This window comes from Micromonospora sp. DT48, from assembly GCF_049844495.1.
Taxonomy (GTDB): domain Bacteria; phylum Actinomycetota; class Actinomycetes; order Mycobacteriales; family Micromonosporaceae; genus Micromonospora.
Genome location: NZ_JBNCLE010000008.1, coordinates 173,837 through 196,963 on the forward strand (window position 1 = coordinate 173,837; position 23,127 = coordinate 196,963).

Below are 23,127 nucleotides of genomic sequence, written 5' to 3' on the forward strand. Positions count from 1 at the left end.
CCCCCGGTGGCGCCGGGCAGACTGCCGGGGTGGACGGTATCGGCAGAGTGCGGTGGTCGCGCGGGCTGCGACCGGGTGCTCCCGGGTCCCGCCCCACCCGGCTGGAACTCTTCTACGACCTGGTCTTCGTCTTCGCGTTCATCAACGTCACCACGCTCACCGCGGCGAACCCCACCCCGCGTGGCCTGGCCCAGGGCCTGGTCGTGCTGGCGCTGCTCTGGTGGGCCTGGGCCGGTTTCGCCGCCCTCGGCAACATGGTCCGCACCGACCAGGGGGTCCTGCCGTTCGTCGCGTTCAGCACGATGGGCGGGGCGTTCCTGTTCATCCTCGCCATGCCCCAGGCGTTCCGGCAGACGACCGGCGGGTTGCCCGGCCCGTTGCTCTTCGCCGTCTGCTACTGCGTGGTCCGCGCCGTGCCGGTGGCGGTCTTCGGGTGGTTGGCCCGCTCCGACGCCGAGCTGCGCCGAGGCTTCCTCGGGGTGCTGGTACGCGGTCTCGTCGTCGGGACGTTGGTGCTGGCCGCCGCGCTGGTGCCGCAGCGGCTGACCGACGATCCCGGTGAGGCGTGGCTGCGGCTGGTGCTCTGGTGCGTCGCCCTCGTCGTCGACTACACCGCGGCGCTGGCCCTGCGCGGCACCGGTTGGACGGTGGTGTCGGCCGGCCACTGGGCGGAACGGCACGCCCTGATCGTGCTGGTGGCCCTCGGCGAGACGATCATCGCGCTGGGGCTCGGCGGTGACTCCGTCGCCGAGCTGCCGTTGACCTGGCCGGTGCTCGTCGCGGCGCTGCTCAGCGTCGCGGTGGTGGCGGGGCTGTGGTGGGCGTACTTCGACACGCTCGCCGCAGCGCTGGAGCAGGCGCTGCACCGGGCCCGGGAGCCGTCCGTGCGGGCCGTGCTGGCCCGGGACGCCTACTCCTACCTGCACCTGCCGTTGGTCGCCGGCCCGGTCCTGTTCGCCCTCGGGCTCAAGGGGCTGCTCGGCGGGGTGGCCGGTCCCCACGTCCCGCTCGGCGGTGCCCGGTTCGCCGGATTCGACCTGCTGGTCCTGTACAGCGGGGTGGCGCTGTATCTGCTCACCCTGGTGGGGCTCGGTTGGCGGGTGCTCCGGCTGGTCCGGTGGCCGACGCTTGTCGGGTTCGCCGTGCTGGGAGTCGCGTTCCCGGTCGCCGCCCGGCTGTCGGAGCTGGCCGCGTTGGCCCTGCTGGCGGTGACCGTGCTGGTCGCCGTGGCGGTGCAGACCCTGGTGGACGCCAGGCTGCGGCAACGGGTGCGGGAGGCGGTGCTGGCGGAGCAGCTCGCCGCCGAGGCCGAGCAGACCAGCTGGCGCGGTCGCCACCTGTGACCGGCCCCGGAAAGCCGTCGGCCCCACACCCGAGGTACGGGTACGGGGCCGACGGCGGCGGTCGTCAGATCTCGGCGACGGTGCCGGCGTACATCTTGTCGATCTCGGCGGCGAAGTTGCTCTCCACCCCACGGCGCTTGATCTTCAGCGACGGGGTGATCTCGCCGTCCTCGATGGTGAGGTCACGCGGCAGGATGGTGACCTTCTTGATGGTCTCCCAGCGGTTCAGCTTCTCGTTGAGCTGGGCGACGTACTCCTCCACCATGGCCTGGGCCTCGGGGGAGGCGACGATCTCCGCGTACGGGCGACCCTCCAGCGGGGTGCCGGCCGCCCACCCGGCGATGGCGTCCGGGTCGAGGGTCACCAGCATCGTGCAGTAGTTGCGGGCCTGGCCGATCACCACCGCCTGCGAGGTGTACGGGCAGGTGGCCTTGAACATGCCCTCGATGTGCGACGGTGCGACGTACTTGCCGCCAGAGGTCTTGACCAGGTCCTTCTTGCGGTCGGTGATGCGCAGGTAACCGTCGTCGTCGAGGCTGCCGATGTCGCCGGTACGGAAGAAGCCGTCCTCGGTGAAGGCGGCGGCGGTCTCCTCGGGCAGGTTGTGGTAGCCCCGCATCACCGGCTGACCCTTGATCAGGATCTCGCCGTCGGTGTCGATGCGGCACTCGAGGTCGCCCATGGCCTTGCCGACGGTGCCGATCCGCAGCCCGTCGGGCGGGTTGACGAAGTTACCGGCGCTGGTCTCGGTCAACCCGTAGCCCTCGGAGATCGGCAGGTTCGCCGCAGCGAAGAAGGTGGCGATCTCCGGGCTCAGCGGGGCGGCACCGGAGACCAGCACCCGGATGCGGCCACCGAGCCGGGCCTGGAGCTTGCTGAAGACCAGCTTCTCCGCCAGGGCGTACTTGAACTTCAGGCCGCCCGGCAGCGGCTTGCCGGCCTGCTCCAGGGCCACCTTCTCCTTGCCGACGCCGACCGCCCAGGCGAAGATCTTGGCCTTCGCCCCACCGGCGTCCTGCGCGGTGGTGACCGACTTGTTGTAGACCTTCTCGAAGACCCGGGGCGCGCCGCACATCAGCGTCGGTCGGACCACCGAGAGCAGCTCGACCAGCTTGTCGACCCGGCCGTCGACGTACGTGGGCAGGCCGACGTGGGTGGCGCCGCAGAGCAGCGTCTTGCCGAACGAGTGGGACAGCGGCAGCCAGAGGTACTGGAGGTCGTCTTCGCGGAGCAGCCCGACGGCCTCCTGCGCCACGCCCTCCCAGCACCAGCCGCCGTGTAGCAGCTCGACGCCCTTGGGGCGGCCGGTGGTGCCGGAAGTGTAGATCAGGGTGGCGAGGTTGTCCGGGCCGATGTCGGCGACCAGGCGCTCGATCAGCTCCGGGTCCTCGGCCAGCCGCTGGGCGCCCTGCTCCTCCAGTTGGGCGAGGGTCAGTTGGGGCACGGCGGCGGACGCGTCGGGCGTGCCGTCGAAGAGCACCACGTGGGTCAACGAGGGCAGTTCCGCTCCGGCGATCTTGGCCGCCTGGTCCGGGTTCTCCGCGAACAGCACCTTGGAGCCGGAGTCGGCGATGATGTAGGTCGCGTCCTCGGCCTCCGTGGTCGGGTAGACCGTGGTCGTGGCGCCGCTGGCGCACATGATGCCGAAGTCGGCGATCACCCAGTCGAGTCGGGTGTTCGCCAGGATCGCGACCCGGTCCTCCTGACCGACGCCCAGGCCGTGCAGCCCGGCGGCGATCGCCTTGGCCCGCTGGGATACCTGTGCCCAGGTCAACCAGACGGGTCCGTCCGGGCCGGGGTGGGCGAAGGCGTGGCGGTCGGGGGACGCCGCCACGCGCTTGAGGAACATGTCAGGAATGGAGCTGTACGGTACATCGAGAGCCATCGCTGTAGCCGCCTTCGGGGGTGGAGGCGTGACGGTCGTCACGGTCGGTGTTCGTTACCGAAGAGTATTGCCTGTCACCGGCGATCGGCTAGCCCTGACGATCATCCCACCAGCCCGTTCCCGGTAGGTGAAACGGTCGTCTCACGCATAACGCGCCGCAGCGCGTGACCAGTCGTAGGTGGCCCGGATCCAGTTCCGTCGGGCGTCCAGCGCCGGACGCACCGCGTCGCCGTGGCTGGCCAACAGGTCGGTCTCGGCCGCCAGGTACGCCGAGAGCCGGTCGTTGAACCGGTCGGCGGCGGCCTGCACTGCCGCCCGTTCGTCGCCGGTCTCCCTGGTCAGCACCGTGATCAGATTGTGCGCGTCCGGCCCGTCGTGGTGCTCCTTGTGATAGGAGAAGACGTCGTTGCACCAGCAGATCAGGTCGGCGGCGAAGATCTCCAGGGTGGCCCAGCGGGGGTCGGCTCGGCGCACGGCCGGCGGAAAGCCGTCCAGGGCCAGGTCGGTCAGGGTCAGACTGGGGTACACCGCCCCGGTGTGTCGGCGCATCTGGACGTACTCGTCGACCGGCGGAATCCGCTCGTACTCCCGGTTGGCCGCCTCCCACAGCAGCGCGAGTAGGTACTCGCGCATCCCGGCGAGGAATCGCAGCAGCACGGCCGGACGTCGATGCTCGCGTACCCGCTGACACAGGTCGGCCAGGCCCGCGGCGAGCGTGCCGGCCGCGCCGGGCGGCACCGGCCCCGGCGCGCCCTGCCGATCGAGGACGTCCAGCAACGCGGCCACGGTCGGCGCGAGGCGGGTGGGCTCGGCACCCAGGCCGTCCTCGTCGCAGGCGTCGTCCATCACGAACAGCCAGGAGATCAGGTCGGTCAGCAGTCGCAGGCGCTCCAAGGGGGCCTCCGGACAGGCTCGACCGGCGAGCCCGGCGGCGTCCGCCTGGTGTAGGCGCTGCCCGTTACTGATCAGTCCGAGTCGCTGTGCCCAGTCCGCGCTCTCTCGGGCCACGCGTTCGGTGTCACTGTGCCGAACGCCGGCGAACGGGGGCTCTCGCAGGGCCGAGACCACAAAGCTTCGCATCGCGCTCCCTGTCGCCGCCCCCCCACGAGGCGGCGCGGTCAGCGTACGGGAGTAGGGATGCCGGTCGGTCGATGAGCTGCGTAACGTTTCGGGATTCCACCGTGACCGGTTCCGCACAGAGGGTTAGAGTGCCAGGTTGGCGTTGCGCAGCCGATCCGCCAGCTCGGTGGGCCCGTCGAGTCGAGTTCGCGCCACGCGTTGCCGACCGGACAGGAACATGGCCAACTCGCCGGGCGTGCCGACCAACCGCAGTGTCTCGCCGCCCCGTCCGGTGGTCAGCTCGCCGTGCTGCGGCGCCTGGATCAGCAATCGGGCGGGGAACCGGCGCAGGGCCAGCCGACCGAGGACGGAAACCCGTCGCCACAACGCCCGCTCCAGCCCGTCCGGCAGCTCGCGGGGCTGCCAGTCGGCCTGGGCCCGGCGTACGTCCTCGTGGTGGACGAAGAACTCCAACGTGTTGGCCAGTTCGTCGGTCAGCGGGTTGCTCACCGGGCTCCACAGTGGAGGACGCCGCACCTGGTCGAGCAGGTCGGCCCAGTCGCCGGCGGCGACCTGCCGTCGCACCCGCTCGGCGTACCCGCTCAACGGCGGGACGAAGATGCCGACCGCGCCGTCCGGACGCCGCTCCCGCACCACCAGGTGCGCGGCGAGGTCACGGGTGGTCCACCCCGCGTTGAGGGTCGGGGCGTCGGGGCCCACGGCGGCCATCGACTCGACGAGTGCCGCGCGCTCCGATCGGGCGTAGCTCGACATGAAGTGATCGTAGGCCGGTCGGGGCGACCTCGCCCGCCGAGCGCGGGACCTCCGGTTGAGGGTGACGTCGGACATATCCCCTCGGGTCGGCGGACCCGGCGGGCAGCGGTAAGGATGAGGGAGGATTATGGCGGCTTACGGCGGGGGAGAATGTGGCAAGCGGGACTAGTCGGGAGGTACTCGGTCGGGGGATGGCCGTCCTCGGGCGGGCCATCCGGGAACAACCGAGGATCTTCGCGGTCGCGGTGGCCGGCAGCGTGCTGTTCGGCCTGATGGTGGTGGCCAGCGCGTTCGTGGTGGGCGCGGTGGTCGGCGAGGTGGTGGTGCCGGCCGTCGAGACCGGTTCGGTCGCGGTGGGTGCGCTGGCGCTGGCCGCCGCGGCGTTGCTCGGGCTGAGCGTGCTGCGGGTGGTCGGCATCTTCGGTCGGCGGCTGGGCGCCGGCTACATGCAGTTCCGCCTCCAGGCCGCCTACCGCCGCCGGGTCACCCGCCGCTATCTGGAGCTGCCGCTGTCCTGGCACCACCGCAACGCCACCGGCACGTTGCTGTCCAACGCCAACTCCGACGTCGAGGCCGCCTGGCAGCCGATCGCGCCGCTGCCCTTCGCGGTGGGCACGCTGGTGATGCTGGTCGGCGCCGTGGCGTCGCTGTTCGCCGTCGACTGGGCGTTGGCGCTGGTCGGGCTGGCCGTCTTCCCGGCCCTGTTCGCGCTCAACGTGGCGTACTCCCGTCGGATGGCTCCGCGTCAGGCCCGGGCGCAGCGGCTGCGCGCCGAGGTCAGCGGCATCGCGCACGAGAGCTTCGACGGCGCGCTGGTGGTCAAGACGATGGGTCGGGAGGCCCAGGAGACCGCCCGGTTCGCGGCCCGAGCCGGTCAGTTGCGCGACGCGCTGATCTCGGTCGGGCGGCTGCGCGGCATCTTCGACCCGATGCTGGAGACGCTGCCCAGCCTCGGCACCCTCGCGGTGCTGGTGGTCGGCGCGTACCGGCTGCGGCAGGGGGCCATCGAGGTGTCCGAGCTGGTCAGCGTGGCCTTCCTCTTCACCGTGCTGGCCTTCCCCGTGCGGGCCATCGGCTGGGTGCTGGCCGAGTTGCCGCGCAGCGTCGCCGGCTGGGACCGGATCCGCCGGGTGCTCGACGCCACCGGCGAGATGCCGTACGGCGACACCCGGCTGGATCCGGCCGTGACCGAGCCCGCCACGTTGACCTTCGCCGACGTCGGATTCGCCTACGAGCCCGCCGAGGCGCACCTGCCCGGCACCCAGGTGTTGGGCGAGGTCTCCTTCACCGTCCCGGCCGGAAAGACCGTCGCCCTGGTGGGGCCGACCGGTGCCGGCAAGTCCACCGTCACCGCGCTGGCGGTCCGGTTGGTCGATCCGCTGTCGGGCACGGTCAGCATCGACGGCGTCGACGTGCGGGACCTGGCCGCCGACGTGCTCGCCGACACCGTCGCGTTGGTCGCCCAGGTGCCGTTCGTCTTCGATGACACCGTCCGGGCCAACATCGCGCTGGACCGACCCGGCATCGACGACGAGGCCGTCTGGGCCGCGCTGCGGCTGGCCGAGGCCGACGGGTTCGTCGCCGCCCTGCCCGACGGGCTGGACACCATGGTCGGTGAGCGGGGCACCTCGCTCTCCGGTGGTCAGCGGCAGCGACTCACGCTCGCCCGGGCGTTGGCGGGCCGCCCCCGCCTGCTGGTGCTCGACGACGCGACCAGCGCGGTCGACCCCCGGGTGGAGGCCGCCATCCTGGCCGGGCTGCGCTCGTCGGCCGACGGTGGGCCGGGCGCGTCGATCCTGGTGGTGGCCTACCGGCGGGCGACCATCGCCCTCGCCGACGAGGTCATCTACCTGGAGCAGGGCCGGGTGGTGGCGCGGGGCACCCACACCACGCTGCTGGCCACCGTGCCGGGCTACGCCGACCTCGTCACCGCGTACGAGCAGGCCGAGGTCGACCACGACCGGAAGGACACGTACGACGAGGTCACTCCGCTGGCCTCCGGACTGGAGGTGGACCGGTGAGCACGAGCAGTGCGCCTACCAGCTCCGGTCAGCGCCAACGAAGGGTGGAATCGGTGACCGTCGACCAAGCGCCGGAGCAGGCCGAGTCGACGTGGCGGACGCTGCGTCGCGGGCTGGCGCTCTCGCCGGAACTACGGGTCGGGCTGGCAGGCACGCTCGGTCTGGCGCTGGTGTACATGGTCGGCCGGGTGGCCGTACCGGTGGCGGTGCAGCAGGGCATCGACCGGGGCATCGTCGGCGGGTTGGACCTGGACGCGTTGTTCACGGTCGTGTCGGTCACCGCGGCGGTGCTGGTGGTGACGACGACCTGCGGCTACCTGATGATGCGTCGGCTGTTCACGGTCAGTGAGACGGCGTTGGCGGGGGTGCGGATCCGTGCCTTCCGGCACGTGCACGACCTGTCGATGCTGCACCAGCAGTCGGAGCGGCGCGGCTCGCTGGTGTCCCGGGTCACCAGCGACGTCGACCAGATCACCCAATTCCTCCAGTGGGGTGGCGTGATCCTGCTGGTCAACCTGGGTCAGCTGGCGGTCACCACGGCGGTGATGCTGGCGTACTCCTGGCAGTTGACGCTCGTGGTCTACGCCGCCTTCGGGCCGGCGGTGCTGGTGATCCGGCTGCTCCAGCGACGGCTCGCCGCGGCGTACGGAGTGGTCCGGCAGCGCACCGGAGCCCTGCTGGCGGCGGTCGGGGAGAGCGTGGTCGGCGCGCCGGTGATCCGGGCGTACGGCATCGCCGGACGCACCGCCCGGCGGCTGGACGACGCGATCGACGGTCAACGACGGGCCCAGCAGAAGGCGATCCGGATCAGCATCCTCGGCAGCTCGGTCGGTGAGCTGGCCGCCGGGCTGGCGTTGGCCGGTGTGGTGGTGCTCGGAGTGCTCCTCGGCGCCGACCGTACGCTGAGCATCGGTGAGATCACCGCGTTCCTGTTCCTGGTGACGCTCTTCATCCAGCCGGTGCAGATCGCCACCGAGGTGCTCAACGAGGCGCAGAACGCGATCGCCGGGTGGCGTCGGGTGCTCGACGTGCTGGACGTCGACCCCGATGTGGCCGATCCGGGCACGCAGGGGCGTGAGCTGCCCGGCGGACCGTTGGACATCCGCTTCGACGGGGTGCGGTTCGCCTACCCGGGCGGGCCGACCGTGCTGCACGACGTCAGCCTGGAGATCCCGGCGAAGAGTCGGGTGGCGGTGGTCGGTGAGACCGGTAGCGGCAAGACCACCTTCGCCAAGTTGGTGACCCGGCTGATGGACCCCAGCGCCGGGGCGGTGCTGCTGTCCGGGGTGCCGCTGACCGACGTGCGGTTCGACTCGCTGCGGTCCCGGGTGGTGATGGTGCCGCAGGACGGCTTCCTGTTCGACGCGACCGTGGCCGACAACGTCCGCTTCGCCCGCCCGGAGCTGACCGACGAGCAGCTTGCCGCCGCGTTCACCGAGCTGGGTCTGGCCGACTGGCTGGACGGGCTGCCCGCCGGGCTGCACACCGGGGTGGGTGAGCGTGGTGAGGCGTTGAGCGTCGGCGAGCGCCAGCTGGTGGCGTTGGCTCGGGCGTACGTGGCCGACCCGGACCTGCTGGTGCTGGACGAGGCGACCAGCGCGGTGGACCCGGCCACGGAGGTGCGGTTGCAGCGGACGTTGGACGCGGTGACCCGGGGCCGGACCACCCTGGCGATCGCGCACCGGCTCTCCACCGCGCAGAACGCCGACGAGGTGATCGTGGTGGACCGGGGACGGATCGTGCAGCGTGGCTCGCACGACGAGCTGCTCCGCGAGCCCGACTCGGTGTACGCCCTGCTCTACGCCTCGTGGTTGGAGCAGACCCGGTAGACGTCCGGGGTCCGATGTCATACCCTCCGAGTTAGGTAAGCCTAACCTCAAAGGAGGTCGTGTGATGCGGCCCAGCCCCGCCGAGATCGTCCGGACGTTGGTCGCCGGCCGGTTGCCCGGCCTCGTCCACCTGGCCTGCCGGCCCGGTCTGCACCACGTCCGGCACGCCACCGACAGCGACGGGCGGGTGCTGCTGCTGGTGCCGGTGGTCAGCGATCTCGCGGCGGCGCTGGGCCGGGGCGTCGACGACCGTGCGGTCGCGGTGGCGCTCGACGTGCTCGACCTGCCGCCCGCCGCCGGAGCGCCGTCGCTCGGTCGGGCCCTGGTCTCCGGGTGGGCGCGTCAGTTGACCGGTGCCGAGGCGCGGGCCGCCGCCGTGGACTTCGCCGCCGTGGATCCCACCGGCGACCTGCTCGACGTCGGCACCCGCTTGCAGCTGTTCCGCTTCGAGGTGGCCGAGGCACGCTGGCACCGGGCGGGCGAGTTGCGCCGGGTCGACCCCCAGGCGTACGCGGAGGCCGAGCCGGATCCACTGCACCCGGTCGAGGCGGAGCTGCTCACCTACCTGGGCGAGGAACGCGCCCAGCCGATGGCGGACTACCTGCGCCACCAGCTCGGCCTGGCCGCCGGACCGGCCGAGCACGCGCCGCGTGTCGAACGGATCGACAGGTACGGGATGCTGGTGACCTTCGGCCGACCGGGCGCCCGGCGACGCGCCCGGCTCTCCTTCGGCCGCCGGCTGGCCGACCAGGCCGACCTGGCCCGGCAACTGCACCCGGCGTTCTGTGCGGGTTCGGCGGCCTCGGTCAACCGGGAAGGTCGCCGGTGAGGTAACGCTGCACGGTCGGGCCGACCGTGGCGACCAGGGTCTCCGGCGCGACGGTGGTGATCGGCTCCAACCGGATCACGTACCGCATCAGCGCCAGCCCGACGAGTTGGCTGGCCACCAGCCCGCCCCGGATCGGCACCTCGGCCGGGGCGACGTCGAGGTGGTCGAGGACCCGGCGCAACACCTGGGTGGTGAGGAACTCGCGCAGCAGCCGGGCCGTCCACTCGCTGCTGACCGCCGAGCGCAGCAGGGCCACCCCGGCGGTGCCCGCAGGTGAGTCCCACACCGTGAGGAACATGCGTACCAGCCGCTCGCCGAGGGCGTCGTGGTCACCGGTGAGCACCTTCGGCAGCATCTCCCGAGGGTCCACCGGAAACTCCATGGCGGTCAGGAAGAGCTGCTCCTTGTTGCCGAAGTAGTGGTGCACCAGGGCCGGGTCGACCCCGGCGGAGGCGGCGATGGCCCGGATGGTGCTGGCGTCGAAACCACGTTCGGCGAAGACGGACCGGGCCGCGTCGAGGATCGCGTCCCGGGTGCCGGGCTTGCCGGGCCGTCGGCCGCTGCGCCGTACCATCGCTCTCCCTCGCTCCTTTCCACGGGCGTGCCGACCCGGCGGGCGCGGTCCACGCCTGCTCGGGCCGGCACCGTGCCCTCAGCCGCTCCGGCGGCGCAGGGTGGCCGCGGCGAGCACCAGCGCCACCACCGCCGCGGCGGCGACGATGGCCGTGTCGCGCCACATCGTGCCGGTCGGTTCGGCGTGCGCGCCGACCTCCTGAAGGGCTTCGACGGCGTACGACAGGGGCAGCACGTCACTGATCGCCTGCAACCAGCCGGCCATCTCGTCGCGGGGCACGAACAGCCCGCAGAGCAGCAGTTGTGGCGCGACCACGACCGGCATGAACTGTACGGCCTGGAACTCGGTGCGGGCGAAGGCGCTGCACAGCAGCCCGAGCGCGACCGCGAGCACCGCGTTCAGCGCGGCGATCATGATGACCAGGGCGCTGCTGCCGGCGGTCTCCAGGCCGAAGACCCAGTAGGCGGCGGCGGAGGCGATGGCCGCCTGCACCGCCCCGGCCAGCCCGAAGGCGATCCCGTACCCGAAGAGCAGGTCGGTCTTGGCCAGCGGGGTGGTGAGCAGCCGCTCCAGCGTGCCGGTGGTCCGCTCGCGGAGCATCGCGATGCTGGTCACCAGGAACATGATGATGAACGGGAAGAAGCCGAGCATCACCAGCGCGATCCGGTCGAACGCCGATGGTTGACCGGGCGCGGTGGGCTGGTCGGCGTACATGTAGTAGACCAGCGTGAGCAGCACGGTGGGCACCGCCACCAGCAGCGCGACGGTCCGCCGGTCGTGGCGCAACTGCCGGAGGATGCGGGTGACGGTGGCGGACAGGATGCGGGGGTTCATCACGCCTCCCCGGTCTGGTCGTCGGGTTGACCAGCTCTGATCAGCCGTAGGAACGCCTCGTCGAGATCGTCGACCCCGGCGGCGGCCCGGATGGCCTCGGGTGTGTCGTCGGCGATGAGCCGCCCCTGGCGGATCAGCAGCAACCGGTCGCACCGCGCGGCCTCGTCCATCACGTGACTCGACACCAGCAGGGTGGTCCCGGTCGCGGCCAACTCGTGGAACCGGGCCCACAGCTCGGCCCGCAGCACCGGGTCCTGGCCGACGGTGGGCTCGTCGAGCACGATCAGCTCGGGCTCGCCGACCAGCGCGCAGGCCAGTGACGCCCGACTTCGCTGCCCGCCGGAGAGGGTGCCCACCAGTTGGCCGGCCGCTGTGGCCAGCCCGACGTCGGCGACCGCGCGATCGGCCTCGGCCCGGCCCCGGCCGTGCAGCGCGGCGAAGTAGCGGGCGTTCTCCCGCACGGTCAGGTCGGGGTAGACGCTCGGGGCCTGGGTCAGGTAGCCGACCCGGTGTCGCAGCAGTGGTGAGCCGGCCGGAGCGCCGAGCACGGTGACCGTGCCGGCGGCGACCACCTGCACGCCGACGACCGCGCGCATGAGTGTGGTCTTGCCACTGCCGCTGGGCCCGAGCAGGCCGGTGACCGACCCGCGCGGCACCGTGGCGTCGATGTCGTGCAGCACCCGCCGCCCGCCCCGGTCCACGACCAGGCCCCGGACGGCGATCGCGTCGACCATCGCCCACCTCCCTAATTCATTGTTTGATGAAATCAACGGTAGATGAAATACCGTCGGTTCGGCAAGGCGCGGGGGTGGGGTCGCGCTCGGCCGGTCGGTGCTGCAACCCTCGAACCATGGACATCGGTACGCGGGAACCGACCTTCACCGTCGGCGAGGCGGCCCAGCGGGTTGGCCTGACCACCCACACGTTGCGTTGGTACGAGCAGGAGGGGCTGGTGGCCCCGGTGGGCCGGGACTCCGCCGGTCGGCGTCGCTACACCACGCAGGACGTCAACTGGTTGCTGCTGCTGACCCGGCTGCGGCGGACCGGGATGCCGGTCCGCGACATGCGCCGCTACGTCGAACTGGCCCGCCAGGGCGACGGCACCCTCGGTGCCCGTCGGGCACTGTTCGAGGAGCATCGGGTGCGGGTGCTGGCCCGGATGGCGGAGTTGGAGGAGGACCTCAAGGTGCTCGACTTCAAGATCGACCACTATCGGCGGGCCGAGTTGGGGGAGCTAGACTGACGCCGTCAAACCGGACGAAAAACCCTACAGGGCGGTAACTCCTATAGCACGGTCAGCCGGGTGGAGAACGGACGGTAAGTCCGTCACCGGTCATTGCGCCCTGATCGGACCTGCGGCACGATGGCGCAGTGGATCACGCTCCGTCACCGGACAGTGGGTTCTTCGACGACTGGGCCGCCCGGCTGCGGGCGAGCGCCGACCGGCCTGTGGTGGGCATCCTGCTGCGGGGCAGCCACGCCCGTCAGGCCGCCACCGCGCACAGCGACGTCGACGTCGACGTGTTGCTCGGTGGCGCTCCGTACGCGGCCCGCCGGGCGTACTTCGCGGAGCACTCCGGTCGATTGACCCACGTCTCGGTCGCCGCCCGGGACATCCGCTCCTGGGTGACCCGACTCGGTGAGCCGGCCGACTGGGCGTTCGGCCTGCCGGTGACCTCGCCCACCCGGCTGCTCTGGGCCGACCCGCACTGGCGGCACCGCATCGACCTGCCGGTGCTCTGCCACCCGGCGGACGAGCCACGGCTGGAGGAACTGATCGCCACGCTGGGCAAGGTGGCCTCGGCCCGCGACGGTGCGGATCCGCTCGGCGCCCACCTGGCCGCCGCCGACCTGGCCCGGCTCTGCCCGTCGGTGTTGCGGCTGGCCAACCCGTCCGTACGGGTGGTGTCCCGCCGGTCGGCCTTCGCCGCCGCCCTCGACCTGCCGGTGGCACCCGTCGGCTACCGCGAGGACATGCTGCGCTGCCTCGGCCTGCGTCCCGGCTCCATCGGCCAACTGTGGGCGGCGGCGTACCGCCTGGTCACCGGCACCCTGCCGCTGGTTCGCCCGTACGCCGACGAGGTGGCCCGCGCCGCCGGTCCGGACCTCGCCGAGGCCCTGCTCGACGGGCGACTGGACCGCTACGTCGAGCAGTTGGCGCGGCCCGGGGGCGCTCCGCCGTCCGCCAGCCGGGAGCCCGCTGGGGTACCCGCGCCGCGTACCGGACAATGGGTCACTGTGCCCGAACCTGACGCGCCGGTGACCGGCGCCCAACCCGACCAGCCGGCGTCGCCGGACGGCCCACGGCGGCCGTCGCGACTCGACCCGGAGATCGCCGGCCGCCTGCGGCGTACCCCCGACGGCCTGGTGGCCGCCGTGGTCCGGCAACACGACAGCGGCGAGGTGCTGATGGTGGCCTGGATGGACGACGAGGCCCTGCACCGCACCCTGACCACCGGCCGGGCCACCTACTGGTCGCGCAGTCGGCGTGAGTACTGGGTCAAGGGCGCCACCTCCGGCCACCACCAGTACGTCCGTTCGGTGGCACTCGACTGTGACGGCGACGCGGTGTTGGTCAGCGTCGACCAGGTCGGTGCCGCCTGCCACACGGGGCAGCGCACCTGCTTCTCCACCGAACTCCCGGTCACCGGCGAGGTGCCGTCATGAGCGAGCGAAGCGAGCGAATCATCAGGCTCGGTGCGGTGGTGCCTCATGGCGGCGCGCAGCGAAGCGGAGTGCCGTCATGAGCGACGGACGGGTGAGCCCGGACGCGGCCACCTTCACCGAGTTGGCCGCTAGGTGGCGGGTGGTTCCGGTCACCCGTCGGCTGCTCGCCGACGCGGAGACTCCGGTGGGCGTCTACCGCAAGCTGGCCGGTGGCCCCGGGACCTTCCTGCTGGAGTCCGCCGAGCAGGGGGTCGGCTCGTCCGGCCTGGCCTGGGCCCGGTACTCGTTCGTCGGGGTGCGCAGCAGCGCCACCCTGGTCGAGCGGGACGGCGTGGCGACCTGGCTCGGCGTGCCGCCGGCCGGGTTGCCGACCAGCGGAGACCCGGTCGAGGTGCTGCGCGAGACGGTGGCGGCGCTGGCCGGTCCGCCCGGCACGCCCGACGACGGTACGCCGCCGCTGACCGGCGGCATGGTCGGCTACCTCGGTTACGACCTGGTTCGTCGCTTCGAACGGCTGCCCGCGATCACCGAGGACGACCTGCGCGTGCCCGAGCTGGGCATGATGCTCGCGACCGACCTGGTGGTGCTCGACCACTTCGACGGCTCGGCGATCCTGGTCGCCAACGCGATCCTGCCGCCGCTGGACGCGCCGGACCGCGACGAGCGGGTCGCCGCCGCCTACCACCACGCGGTGGGGCGGTTGGACGCGATGACCACGGCGTTGTCCCGGCCGATCCCGCCGATGGTCGCCACGGTCGCCCGCCCGCCGGCCGGCGAGGTGCGCAGCCGTACCCCGGAGGGTGGATACCCGAAGGCGGTGGAGGCGGCGAAGGAGGCGATCCGGGCCGGTGAGTGCTTCCAGATCGTGCTCGCGCAGCGGTTCGAACGGGAGACCGACGCCGACCCGCTGGACGTCTACCGGGTGTTGCGCACCACCAATCCCAGCCCGTACATGTACCTGCTCCGCTTCGACGACTTCGACATCGTCGGCTCGTCTCCGGAGGCGCACCTGAAGGTGACCGCCGAGGTGGACGGTGAGCGGCGGGCGTTGCTGCACCCGATCGCCGGGACCCGGCCGCGCGGCGCGACCCCGGACGCCGACGCCCGGCTCGCCGCCGAGCTGCTCGCCGACCCGAAGGAGCGCGCCGAGCACGTGATGCTCGTCGACCTGGGGCGCAACGACCTCGGTCGGGTGTGCCGCCCCGGCACCGTCGAGGTGCCGGAGTTCGCCACCATCGAGCGGTACAGCCACGTGATGCACATCGTCTCCACCGTGGTCGGCACCCTCCGGGCCGACCGCACCGCCTTCGACGCGCTCGCCGCGACCTTCCCGGCGGGCACGCTCAGCGGCGCGCCGAAGGTACGCGCCATGGAGATCATCGAGGAGTTGGAGCCGGTCCGCCGGGGCCTCTACGGCGGGACGGTGGGCTACTTCGGCTTCGGTGGTGATCTCGACATGGCCATCGCGATCCGCACCGCGCTGATCCGCGCCGGTCGTGCGTACGTGCAGGCGGGTGCCGGCGTGGTGGCCGACTCCGACCCGGCCGCGGAGGACCAGGAGACCCGGAACAAGGCGGCGGCGGTGCTGGCCGCCATCGCCGCCGCGGAAACCCTCCGGCCGGCCCGGTGAACGCGACGGTGGAACCCGCGCGCGGTGGGTCGGGTCGGCGTGAGCTGGCGTACGCCGTGCTGCTCTGCCTGGCGGGGGCGGGCCTGGCGCTGTGGGCGGTGACCCGCACCTGGGTGGTCGACTCCGGCGGCCGGGCGGATCCGCTGCTGGTGGAGGAGGGCCGCACCGGCGGGCAACTGCTGCCGTGGCTGCCCGCGTTGGCCCTCGTCGGGTTGGCCGGCGGTGGCGCGGTGCTGGCCACCCGGGGCAGGCCGCGTCGGGTGCTCGGCGGGCTGCTCACCCTGCTCGGCCTGGCTCTTGCCGCCGGTGGGGGCTACGGGCTCCTCGGTGACCTGGGGGATCCGGTCGCCCGGCAGTGGCCGACGCTCACCCTGCTCGGTGGGGTACTGGCCGCCGTCGGTGGTGGGTCGACCCTGCTGCGCGGCCACCGGTGGCCGGCGATGGGGGCCCGCTACGAACGTCGGCCGTCCCGTCCGACCGGGACCGGCGGCCCGATCGAGGGCGGCGGCACGGTCGACGCGTGGGAGGCGTTGGACCGCGGCGAGGACCCGACGGTCCGCTGATCGGCGGAGGTTGGTGGGCGGTCAGCCGACCGGCTGCCGGGCGCGCGCCCGGGCCGCGGCCAGCTCCGCGACCAGCCGGTCCAGCTCGGCTCGCTGGTCGGCGCGGGCCCGGTCGGCGCAGATGGCCTCCCAGGCGTTGCCGGACGCGGTACGCATCCGGTCCGGCCCGATGACGGCGCGCTCCAGGGTGTGGACGACACCGACGGCGAGCGACGCGACGGTGCGCGAGATGGTGGTGAGTCCGATGGTCTGGTGCGGCGCGGAGGCGCTCATGATCACCCCGGGGAGGATCGTCGTGGCGGTGGGGGAGACGCGTCATCGAGTGCGCCCGAACCTGATGCTGCTCGGCGTCGGTTTCGTGGTGATGACCGCACCGTCAACTCTGCGGTAGGGGAGGTGGCCGGCGCAGGGACTTTGGGCCTTGACCTTGGTCACAGCATAGATGTGCGCGAATGCGTACCCTGGGCGCCTAGCGGTCGGTGCCGGGGGTATGGGTGAACGTCGATGATGCCGTGACGCAGAGTCACAAACCGTGCGCGCAGGTCGGCCATTATGCCGCAGGCCATTTCGTGAGGAGCGCCATACCCCCGGCGGTCGGGTCCAGGTGGGCCCCCTAGCATCGGCCCATGACACCCGGAGAGGGGAGTCCGTTGGTGACTGCTGAGTATGCGCACGCGGAAGAGAACGAGGCCGGTTCGGCTGCGCCCGCCAGCGTGCTCGACGAGATCCTGGCCGGAGTCCGGGAGGACGTGGCCCGGCGGCAGGAGCAGGTTCCGCTGGAGCGGATCCGTGAACTGGCCGCTGCCGCGCCGCCGCCAATGGACGCGTACGCGGCCCTGCGTCGGCCCGGCGTCGCGGTCATCGCCGAGGTGAAGCGTGCCTCGCCGTCCAAGGGCAAGCTGGCCGACATCGCCGACCCGGCGGACCTGGCCGGCCAGTACGCGGCCGGTGGCGCGCGCGCGATCAGCGTGCTCACCGAGGGGCGTTGGTTCGGCGGGTCACTGGACGACCTCGCCGCTGTGCGGGCCGCGGTGAACATCCCGGTGCTGCGCAAGGACTTCGTGATCTCCAGCTACCAGGTGCACGAGGCACGGGCCCACGGCGCGGACCTGGTGCTGCTGATCGTCGCGGCGCTGGAGCAGAACGCGCTGGTCGGCCTGCTGGAGCGGATCGAGTCGCTGGGCATGACCGCGCTGGTCGAGGTGCACGACGAGGAGGAGACCGACCGGGCCATGGAGGCCGGTGCCCAGGTGATCGGGGTCAACGCCCGTGACCTGCGTACCCTTCAGGTCGACCGGTCGGTGTTCGAGCGGATCGCGCCCGGCCTGCCGAGCAACGTCGTCAAGATCGCCGAGTCGGGCGTACGCGGCCCGCACGACCTGATCCGATACGCCTCCGCCGGTGCCGACGCCGTCCTCGTCGGCGAAGGACTGGTCACCCAGAAGAGCCCCCGGGAGGCGGTGGCCGAGTTGGTCAACGCCGGTAACCACCCGGCGACGCCCCGCCCGGTGCGCTGACCCGTGCCGCCGACCGTCCGTGAGCGAGAGGACCCGCGATGAGTGCTGACGCCACGAAGTCCGAGGTGCCGGCGCAGCTGCCCGACGCCGCCGGCCACTTCGGCACGTTCGGCGGCCGGTTCGTGCCGGAGGCACTGGTCGCCGCGCTCGACGAGCTGGCCACGGCGCACCAGGCGGCGATGGCCGACGAGACGTTCCGGGACGAGTTCGCCGGATTGCTACATCAGTACGCGGGCACGCCCTCGCTGCTCTACGAGGCCCGGCGGTTCTCCGCCCAGGCCGGTGCCCGGGTGCTGCTCAAGCGGGAGGATCTCAACCACACCGGCGCGCACAAGGTGCGCAACGTGCTCGGTCAGGCGCTGCTGACCCGGCGGATGGGCAAGCGGCGGGTGATCGCCGAGACCGGGGCCGGTCAGCACGGTGTCGCCACCGCCACGGCGGCGGCCCTGTTCGACCTGGAGTGCGTGGTCTACATGGGGCAGGTCGACACCGAGCGGCAGGCGCTGAACGTGGCCCGGATGCGGATGCTCGGGGCGACGGTGGTGCCGGTGACGACCGGCTCGCGCACCCTCAAGGACGCGATGAACGAGGCGATGCGAGACTGGGTCGCCAACGTCGACGAGACCCACTACCTGATCGGCACCGCCGCCGGGCCGCACCCCTTCCCGGCGCTGGTCCGCGACTTCGTCCGGGGCATCGGCGACGAGGCCCGGGCGCAGTGTCTGGAGCTGACCGGCGGGCTGCCGGACGCGGTGACCGCCTGCGTCGGCGGCGGCTCCAACGCGCTGGGCATCTTCCACGCCTTCACCGGCGACCCGCAGGTGCGGCTGTACGGCTTCGAGGCCGGCGGTGAGGGCATGGGCACCGGTCGGCACGCGGCCAGCATCACCGGCGGCTCCACCGGGGTGCTGCACGGCACCCGGACCTTCGTGCTCCAGGACGACGACGGCCAGACCCGGGAGTCGCACTCGATCTCCGCGGGCCTGGACTACCCGGGCGTCGGCCCGGAGCACGCCTGGCTGCACGACACCGGCCGGGCCAGCTACCAACCGGTCACCGACGCCGAGGCGATGGCCGCCTTCGAGCTGCTCTGCCGGACCGAGGGGATCATCCCCGCGATCGAGAGCGCGCACGCGCTGGCCGGCACCCTGGCCATCGCGCCGAAGCTCGCCGCCGAGTTGGGCCGGCAGCCCACCATCGTGGTCAACCTCTCCGGCCGGGGCGACAAGGACGTGCACACCGCCGGCGAGTACTTCGGCATCCTCGACAAGGAGTGAGGCCATGAGCGAGCGGACCAGCCGGATCGGGGCGGCGTTCGACAAGGCGCGGGCGGACGGCCGGGCGTTGCTGGTGGGCTGTATGCCGGCCGGTTTCCCCACCGTCGAGGGCAGCATCGCCGCGATGAAGGCGATGGTCGCCGCAGGCGTCGACGTGATCGAGGTGGAGATCCCGTACTCCGACCCGGTGATGGACGGCCCGGTGATCCAGCGGGCCAGCGACATCGCCCTGGCCGGCGGGGTACGCACCCGGGACACGGTGCGCGTCATCGAGGCGGTGGCGGCCACCGGTGCGCCGGTGGTGACGATGACCTACTGGAACCCGATCGAGCACTACGGGGTGGACGCGTTCGCCCGGGACCTCGCCGCCGCCGGTGGCACCGGGCTGGTCACCCCGGACCTGATCCCCGAGGAAGCGGGCGAGTGGCTGGCCGCCTCGGACGCGCACGGACTGGACCGCACCTTCCTGGTCGCCCCGTCCTCCACCGACCAGCGCCTGGCGATGACCGCCGCGCACTGCCGGGGCTTCGTCTACGCCACCGCGATCATGGGTGTGACCGGTGCCCGGTCACAGACGTCGCAGGCGGCACCGGTGCTGGTGTCCCGACTGCGTGAGGTCACCGACCTGCCGGTCGGTGTCGGGCTCGGCGTGGGCACCGGAGCGCAGGCCGCCACGGTCGCCGGGTACGCCGACGCGGTGATCGTCGGCAGCGCGTTGATCCGCTGCCTGCTCGACGCCTCCGACGAGGCGAGCGGCCTGGCCGCCCTGCGGGCGCTGAGCGCGGAACTCGCCGAAGGGGTGCGTCAGCCCGACCGCTGAGGCGCGCCGGCGGCGGACCGGGGTGACGCCGAAGGGGTCCGCAGCGGTAGCGTGTGCACCCGTGAGTCTCGCCTCGCCGACGTCCCTGGCCGCCATTCCCAGCCCGAGCAACGCCGTGTGGCAGCTCGGCCCGATCCCCATCCGGGCGTACGCGCTGTGCATCCTCGCCGGCATCGTGGTGGCCTGCTGGGTCACCGAGCGGCGGCTGCGTCAGCGTGGCGTGGCGCCCGGCGCGGTGCTCGACATCGCCGTCTGGGCGGTGCCAGCGGGCATCATCGGGGCCCGGATCTACCACGTGATCACCTCACCGGCGCAGTACTTCGGCACCGGCGGGGACCCGATCAGGGTGTTGTTCATCCACGAGGGTGGGCTGGGCATCTGGGGCGCGGTCGCCGGTGGTGCGGTCGGTGCCTGGGTCGGAGCCCGGCAACTGGGCATCCCGTTCGCCGTGGTCGCCGACGCGCTGGCGCCGGGTCTGCCGCTGGCCCAGGCGATCGGCCGGCTGGGCAACTGGTTCAACAACGAGCTCTACGGCGGTCGCACCGACCTGCCCTGGGGGCTGGAGATCCACCGGATGGACGGCGGGCAGGCGCTGCGCGACGAGGCCGGCCAGCCGATCCTGGAGGAGGGGCTCTACCACCCGACCTTCGCCTACGAGTTGCTGTGGAACGTCGGCGTCGCCGCGATGGTGTACCTCCTCGACCGCAAGCTGCGCCTCGGCCGTGGCCGTGCCTTCGCCCTCTACGTGATGGGCTACACCGCCGGGCGGTTCTGGATCGAGATGATGCGTACCGACGAGGCCAACACCATCCTCGGCGTACGGCTCAACGTCTGGACCGCGGGCGTGGTGTTCCTCGGCGCCCTCGTCTACTTCCTGCGGGTGCGCGGGCCCCGGGAGTACCTGGTCCCGATCGGCCTACCGACCGCCGCCCCCTCGTCGGCGACCTCCGACGTCTCCCAGGTGGATCTGTCGGCGAAGACGGCCGGCGCCGAGCAGGCGGTGCCCGAGGGCTACCGGGTGGTCAGCGAGGAGCAGTTCCGGCACTGGCAGGCCACCGGCGAGGCGCCCGCCGAGGCGGCGGAGAGCACCGAGCCCTCGGCGCGGGCGTCCACCGGAGCCGACACAGACGCCTCCGAGGACGTCTCCGCCGACGGTGACCCAGCGGACCCGTCGTCGGCTCGGCCCACCGACCGCGACAGCTGAGGCCGGGGGCTGCCATGCGGACCGCGGTGGTGGTCGGCGGCGGGCTCGGTGGCCTGGCGGTCGCCGGTGCGCTCGCCCGTTCGGGCTGGCAGGTCACCCTCCTGGAACGGGCCGACCGGATCCGCCCGGAGCCGGCTGCCGTGGTGCTCTGGCCGAACGGGGTCCGCGCGCTGCGGGCCATGGACCTCGGTGCCGGACTGGACGCGATCGCCACCGGGCTGCCCGACGGTGGCGTACGCCGCCCGGACGGGCAGTGGCTGGTGCAGCCCCGGCCGACACCGGCCGAACGCCTGCCGGTGGTGGTGCACCGCGAGGACCTGCACGACGCGCTGATCGCGGGTCTGGGTGAGCGGGTCGAGTTGCGTACCGGGGTGACGGTGCGGACGGTGCGCGCCAACCCGGGCGAACGGCCCGCCGTCGGCGACGGTCGACACACCTACGAGGCGGACCTCGTCGTGGCGGCCGACGGCACGGACAGCGTGATCCGACGGCAGCTCGCCCCGGAGTCGGGAGTGGTCAGCTCCGGCTGCGCCGCCTGGCGGGCGGTGATCCCCTGGTACCGCGCGCCGAGCCTGCCCGACGCGGTCGGCGGTGAGATCCTCGGCGCCGGTTACCGGTTCGTGGCGGCCTCGCTCGGCGAGCGCGGTTCCTCCGGCGCCTCCAGCCGGGGCGGCATCTACTGGATGGCCACCGCGGCGGGTGCGCCGCGTCCCGAACCGCCGGAGACGCAGCTGGCGCTGTTGCGCCGCTGGTACGCCGGCTGGCCCGCCCCGGTCGACGACCTGTTGGCCGCCACCGACCCGGCCGACCTGGTGCAGCGGGAGATCCGGGAGCTGCGTCCACTGCCCCGGGCGTACGGCTTCCCGGTCGGGCCGGGTGGGGTGGTGCTGCTCGGCGACGCCGCCCACGCCATGCCGCCGCACCTCGGCCAGGGCGCCTGCCTCGCCTTCGAGGACGCCGCGACGCTCGCCGCGCTGCTGCGCGAGTCGACCCTGCCCGACGCGGTGCTGGCGTACGACCGGGCGCGTCGACCCCGGGTGGCGGCCGTGGTCCGGCAGACCCGCCGGATGTCGGCCGTGCTGCGTACCCGGGGCCGTCTGGCCCTGCGTGCCCGCGACGCCGCCCTCGGCACCATCACGCCCCGCCTGCTCGGCAGCGCCGCCTCGATCGCCGCCCAGTGGCGGCCACCGGCCTGACCGCTGGCTCTCTCCCCCTCCCCCTTCCTCCGCGTTGATCAAGAAGTTTTGGTCACCAGACGCGCTGATCTCAGACCAAAACTTCTTGATCAACACGGCGAGGGTGGCGGGTGGAGTTAGGGGTGTAGGGGGGTGGGGGAGGCCACGCAGGCGGTGCCGATGCGGCGGAAGCCGACGCGCAGGTAGACGCGGGCGATGTCCTCGCTGCCGGCGGAGAGGAACACCAGGTCGGTCCCGTCGGCGAGCAGGGCGTGGGCCAGGGTGGCGGTGATCGCCGCACCGAGCCCTCGGCGGCGGGCGCTGGGCAGGGTGGCCACCCCGGCGATCTCGGCGACGTCGTCGACCCGCATGGCCATGCCACTGGCCAGCGGGCCGTCGGCCGGGGTGCCGGCCAGTGCGGACAGGCGGCTGCCGTTGGCGATGCTGGCACGCTCCTCGTCGACTGCGGCCTCGTCCAACTCGATCATCGCCGCGTCGCGGTCGGCCGGTCCGGCCTCGCTCCGCCCGGTGCCGGGAGCACCGAATCCGACCGCCGCCACCGCCCGCCGGGCGGCCACCGCCGCGCCGAGGTCGTCGTCGGTCGGGTCGAGCAGCCGCACCGACACGTGTGCGGCGTCCTCCGGGCGCAGCAGGCTCGCCGGGTCGGGCAGGGCGGCCGGGTCGAGCACCATCAGCGGCGCTTCGAGCACGGCCAGACCGGCCGAGCGGGCCACCGGGAGCAGATCGGGGTTGAGGTCGTGCACCCATTCCAGTGCCTCGGGCAGCCCCAACTCCCGCTGCCGGGCGCGCACCCGCGTCACCTCGGCCAGCGACGGCGATCGCCCGGCGGTCGGGTGGGGCCGCGCGTAAAATGGCCATCCGGCACCTTCCCGGACGAAGAGCACCAGAGCGCCGTGATCTTCCACACGCGCCGCGTCCCGGGGCAGCACGTCGTAGAACCGTTCCAACCGGTTGAGAAGGTCGCTACGCTCGGAATCCACGGCGCGAGATTACCCGTCCCAGACTCTGGACGGTGTGATCAATCTGCACTGGCCTTGCGTGGTGGGCCCTAACGTAGACTCAATAGTCCGATACAGGGCCGACGTCGTCCCGACCATGTTCCAGC

The 23,127-nt window shown here is 72.6% G+C and carries 21 protein-coding genes and 1 pseudogene; 14 read left to right on the top strand and 8 right to left on the bottom strand.

The genetic code is table 11. The features are described 5' to 3' along the window. Positions 1–29 precede the first annotated feature (29 nt). Entirely contained in the window at positions 30–1,343 is a 1,314-nt protein-coding gene (locus ACLQ2S_RS10900) for a low temperature requirement protein A (RefSeq protein WP_309223413.1), read from the top strand. A 64-nt stretch (positions 1,344–1,407) separates the two neighbouring features. Here ACLQ2S_RS10900 and ACLQ2S_RS10905 read toward each other — a convergent pair whose 3' ends face one another. From ACLQ2S_RS10905 to ACLQ2S_RS10915, 3 genes are all read right to left on the bottom strand, one after another. Further along, positions 1,408–3,228, bottom strand: a complete 1,821-nt coding sequence (locus tag ACLQ2S_RS10905) for an AMP-dependent synthetase/ligase (protein WP_155219100.1) — start codon at positions 3,226–3,228, stop codon at positions 1,408–1,410. Positions 3,229–3,369: 141 nt separating this feature from the next. After that, the gene (locus ACLQ2S_RS10910) at positions 3,370–4,308 is read right to left on the bottom strand and encodes a terpene synthase family protein (RefSeq protein ID WP_155219098.1); all 939 of its coding nucleotides are present in this window, start codon (positions 4,306–4,308) and stop codon (positions 3,370–3,372) included. Between the two features lie 123 nt (positions 4,309–4,431). After that, the gene (locus ACLQ2S_RS10915; RefSeq protein ID WP_155219096.1) at positions 4,432–5,061 is read right to left on the bottom strand and encodes a TIGR03085 family metal-binding protein; all 630 of its coding nucleotides are present in this window, start codon (positions 5,059–5,061) and stop codon (positions 4,432–4,434) included. Between the two features lie 191 nt (positions 5,062–5,252). Here ACLQ2S_RS10915 and ACLQ2S_RS10920 point away from each other — a divergent pair, with 191 nt between their 5' ends. From ACLQ2S_RS10920 to ACLQ2S_RS10930, 3 genes are all read left to right on the top strand, one after another. Further along, a complete protein-coding gene (locus ACLQ2S_RS10920) occupies positions 5,253–7,082 on the top strand; it encodes an ABC transporter ATP-binding protein (RefSeq protein WP_425701622.1) in 1,830 nt (609 codons plus the stop codon). Between the two features lie 53 nt (positions 7,083–7,135). Beyond that, positions 7,136–8,911, top strand: a complete 1,776-nt coding sequence (locus ACLQ2S_RS10925) for an ABC transporter ATP-binding protein (protein ID WP_309223411.1) — start codon at positions 7,136–7,138, stop codon at positions 8,909–8,911. 64 nt (positions 8,912–8,975) lie between these two features. Further along, positions 8,976–9,740 carry a DUF2470 domain-containing protein gene (locus ACLQ2S_RS10930; RefSeq protein WP_155219092.1) on the top strand — a complete coding sequence of 255 codons (765 nt, stop codon included), beginning with the start codon at positions 8,976–8,978 and terminating at the stop codon, positions 9,738–9,740. Here ACLQ2S_RS10930 and ACLQ2S_RS10935 read toward each other — a convergent pair. From ACLQ2S_RS10935 to ACLQ2S_RS10945, 3 genes are all read right to left on the bottom strand, one after another. Then, a complete protein-coding gene (locus tag ACLQ2S_RS10935; protein WP_155219090.1) occupies positions 9,718–10,314 on the bottom strand; it encodes a TetR family transcriptional regulator in 597 nt (198 codons plus the stop codon). The two genes, ACLQ2S_RS10930 and ACLQ2S_RS10935, sit on opposite strands and share 23 nt — an antisense overlap. Before the next feature lie 78 nt (positions 10,315–10,392). After that, the gene (locus tag ACLQ2S_RS10940) at positions 10,393–11,148 is read right to left on the bottom strand and encodes an ABC transporter permease (RefSeq protein WP_155219088.1); all 756 of its coding nucleotides are present in this window, start codon (positions 11,146–11,148) and stop codon (positions 10,393–10,395) included. Beyond that, a complete protein-coding gene (locus ACLQ2S_RS10945) occupies positions 11,148–11,882 on the bottom strand; it encodes an ABC transporter ATP-binding protein (RefSeq protein WP_155219086.1) in 735 nt (244 codons plus the stop codon). The genes ACLQ2S_RS10940 and ACLQ2S_RS10945 overlap by 1 nt, the downstream gene beginning before the upstream one ends. Positions 11,883–11,998: 116 nt before the next feature. Here ACLQ2S_RS10945 and ACLQ2S_RS10950 point away from each other — a divergent pair, with 116 nt between their 5' ends. The 5 genes and pseudogenes from ACLQ2S_RS10950 (at position 11,999) to ACLQ2S_RS10970 (ending at position 16,008) form a co-directional block, all read left to right on the top strand. Continuing rightward, complete coding sequence (locus tag ACLQ2S_RS10950; RefSeq protein ID WP_155219084.1) at positions 11,999–12,391, top strand: MerR family transcriptional regulator; 393 nt, start codon at positions 11,999–12,001, stop codon at positions 12,389–12,391. Between the two features lie 491 nt (positions 12,392–12,882). Beyond that, a pseudogene (locus tag ACLQ2S_RS10955) lies at positions 12,883–13,206 on the top strand (phosphoribosyl-AMP cyclohydrolase); the annotation flags it as partial. A gap of 180 nt (positions 13,207–13,386) precedes the next feature. Continuing rightward, the gene (gene hisI, locus ACLQ2S_RS10960; protein WP_309223469.1) at positions 13,387–13,815 is read left to right on the top strand and encodes a phosphoribosyl-AMP cyclohydrolase; all 429 of its coding nucleotides are present in this window, start codon (positions 13,387–13,389) and stop codon (positions 13,813–13,815) included. 76 nt (positions 13,816–13,891) lie between these two features. Then, positions 13,892–15,445, top strand: a complete 1,554-nt coding sequence (locus tag ACLQ2S_RS10965; protein WP_155219083.1) for an anthranilate synthase component I — start codon at positions 13,892–13,894, stop codon at positions 15,443–15,445. 8 nt (positions 15,446–15,453) lie between these two features. After that, entirely contained in the window at positions 15,454–16,008 is a 555-nt protein-coding gene (locus ACLQ2S_RS10970) for a Trp biosynthesis-associated membrane protein (RefSeq protein ID WP_309223410.1), read from the top strand. 21 nt (positions 16,009–16,029) lie between these two features. Here ACLQ2S_RS10970 and ACLQ2S_RS10975 read toward each other — a convergent pair whose 3' ends face one another. Beyond that, the gene (locus ACLQ2S_RS10975) at positions 16,030–16,281 is read right to left on the bottom strand and encodes a hypothetical protein (protein ID WP_155219081.1); all 252 of its coding nucleotides are present in this window, start codon (positions 16,279–16,281) and stop codon (positions 16,030–16,032) included. 440 nt (positions 16,282–16,721) lie between these two features. Here ACLQ2S_RS10975 and trpC point away from each other — a divergent pair, with 440 nt between their 5' ends. From trpC to ACLQ2S_RS11000, 5 genes are all read left to right on the top strand, one after another. Further along, complete coding sequence (trpC, locus tag ACLQ2S_RS10980) at positions 16,722–17,525, top strand: indole-3-glycerol phosphate synthase TrpC (RefSeq protein ID WP_309223468.1); 804 nt, start codon at positions 16,722–16,724, stop codon at positions 17,523–17,525. Between the two features lie 38 nt (positions 17,526–17,563). Further along, on the top strand, positions 17,564–18,802 hold the full coding sequence (gene trpB, locus ACLQ2S_RS10985) for a tryptophan synthase subunit beta (RefSeq protein WP_425701623.1): 1,239 nt from the start codon (positions 17,564–17,566) through the stop codon (positions 18,800–18,802). A 4-nt stretch (positions 18,803–18,806) separates the two neighbouring features. Further along, entirely contained in the window at positions 18,807–19,622 is an 816-nt protein-coding gene (trpA, locus tag ACLQ2S_RS10990; protein ID WP_425701624.1) for a tryptophan synthase subunit alpha, read from the top strand. A gap of 61 nt (positions 19,623–19,683) precedes the next feature. Beyond that, entirely contained in the window at positions 19,684–20,826 is a 1,143-nt protein-coding gene (lgt, locus tag ACLQ2S_RS10995) for a prolipoprotein diacylglyceryl transferase (protein ID WP_425701625.1), read from the top strand. 14 nt (positions 20,827–20,840) lie between these two features. Then, entirely contained in the window at positions 20,841–22,022 is a 1,182-nt protein-coding gene (locus ACLQ2S_RS11000; protein ID WP_155219073.1) for an FAD-dependent oxidoreductase, read from the top strand. A gap of 116 nt (positions 22,023–22,138) precedes the next feature. Here ACLQ2S_RS11000 and ACLQ2S_RS11005 read toward each other — a convergent pair whose 3' ends face one another. Further along, positions 22,139–23,002 (bottom strand): GNAT family N-acetyltransferase, encoded by an 864-nt coding sequence (locus ACLQ2S_RS11005; protein ID WP_309223408.1) that lies wholly within the window; start codon positions 23,000–23,002, stop codon positions 22,139–22,141. Positions 23,003–23,127: the final 125 nt, after the last annotated feature.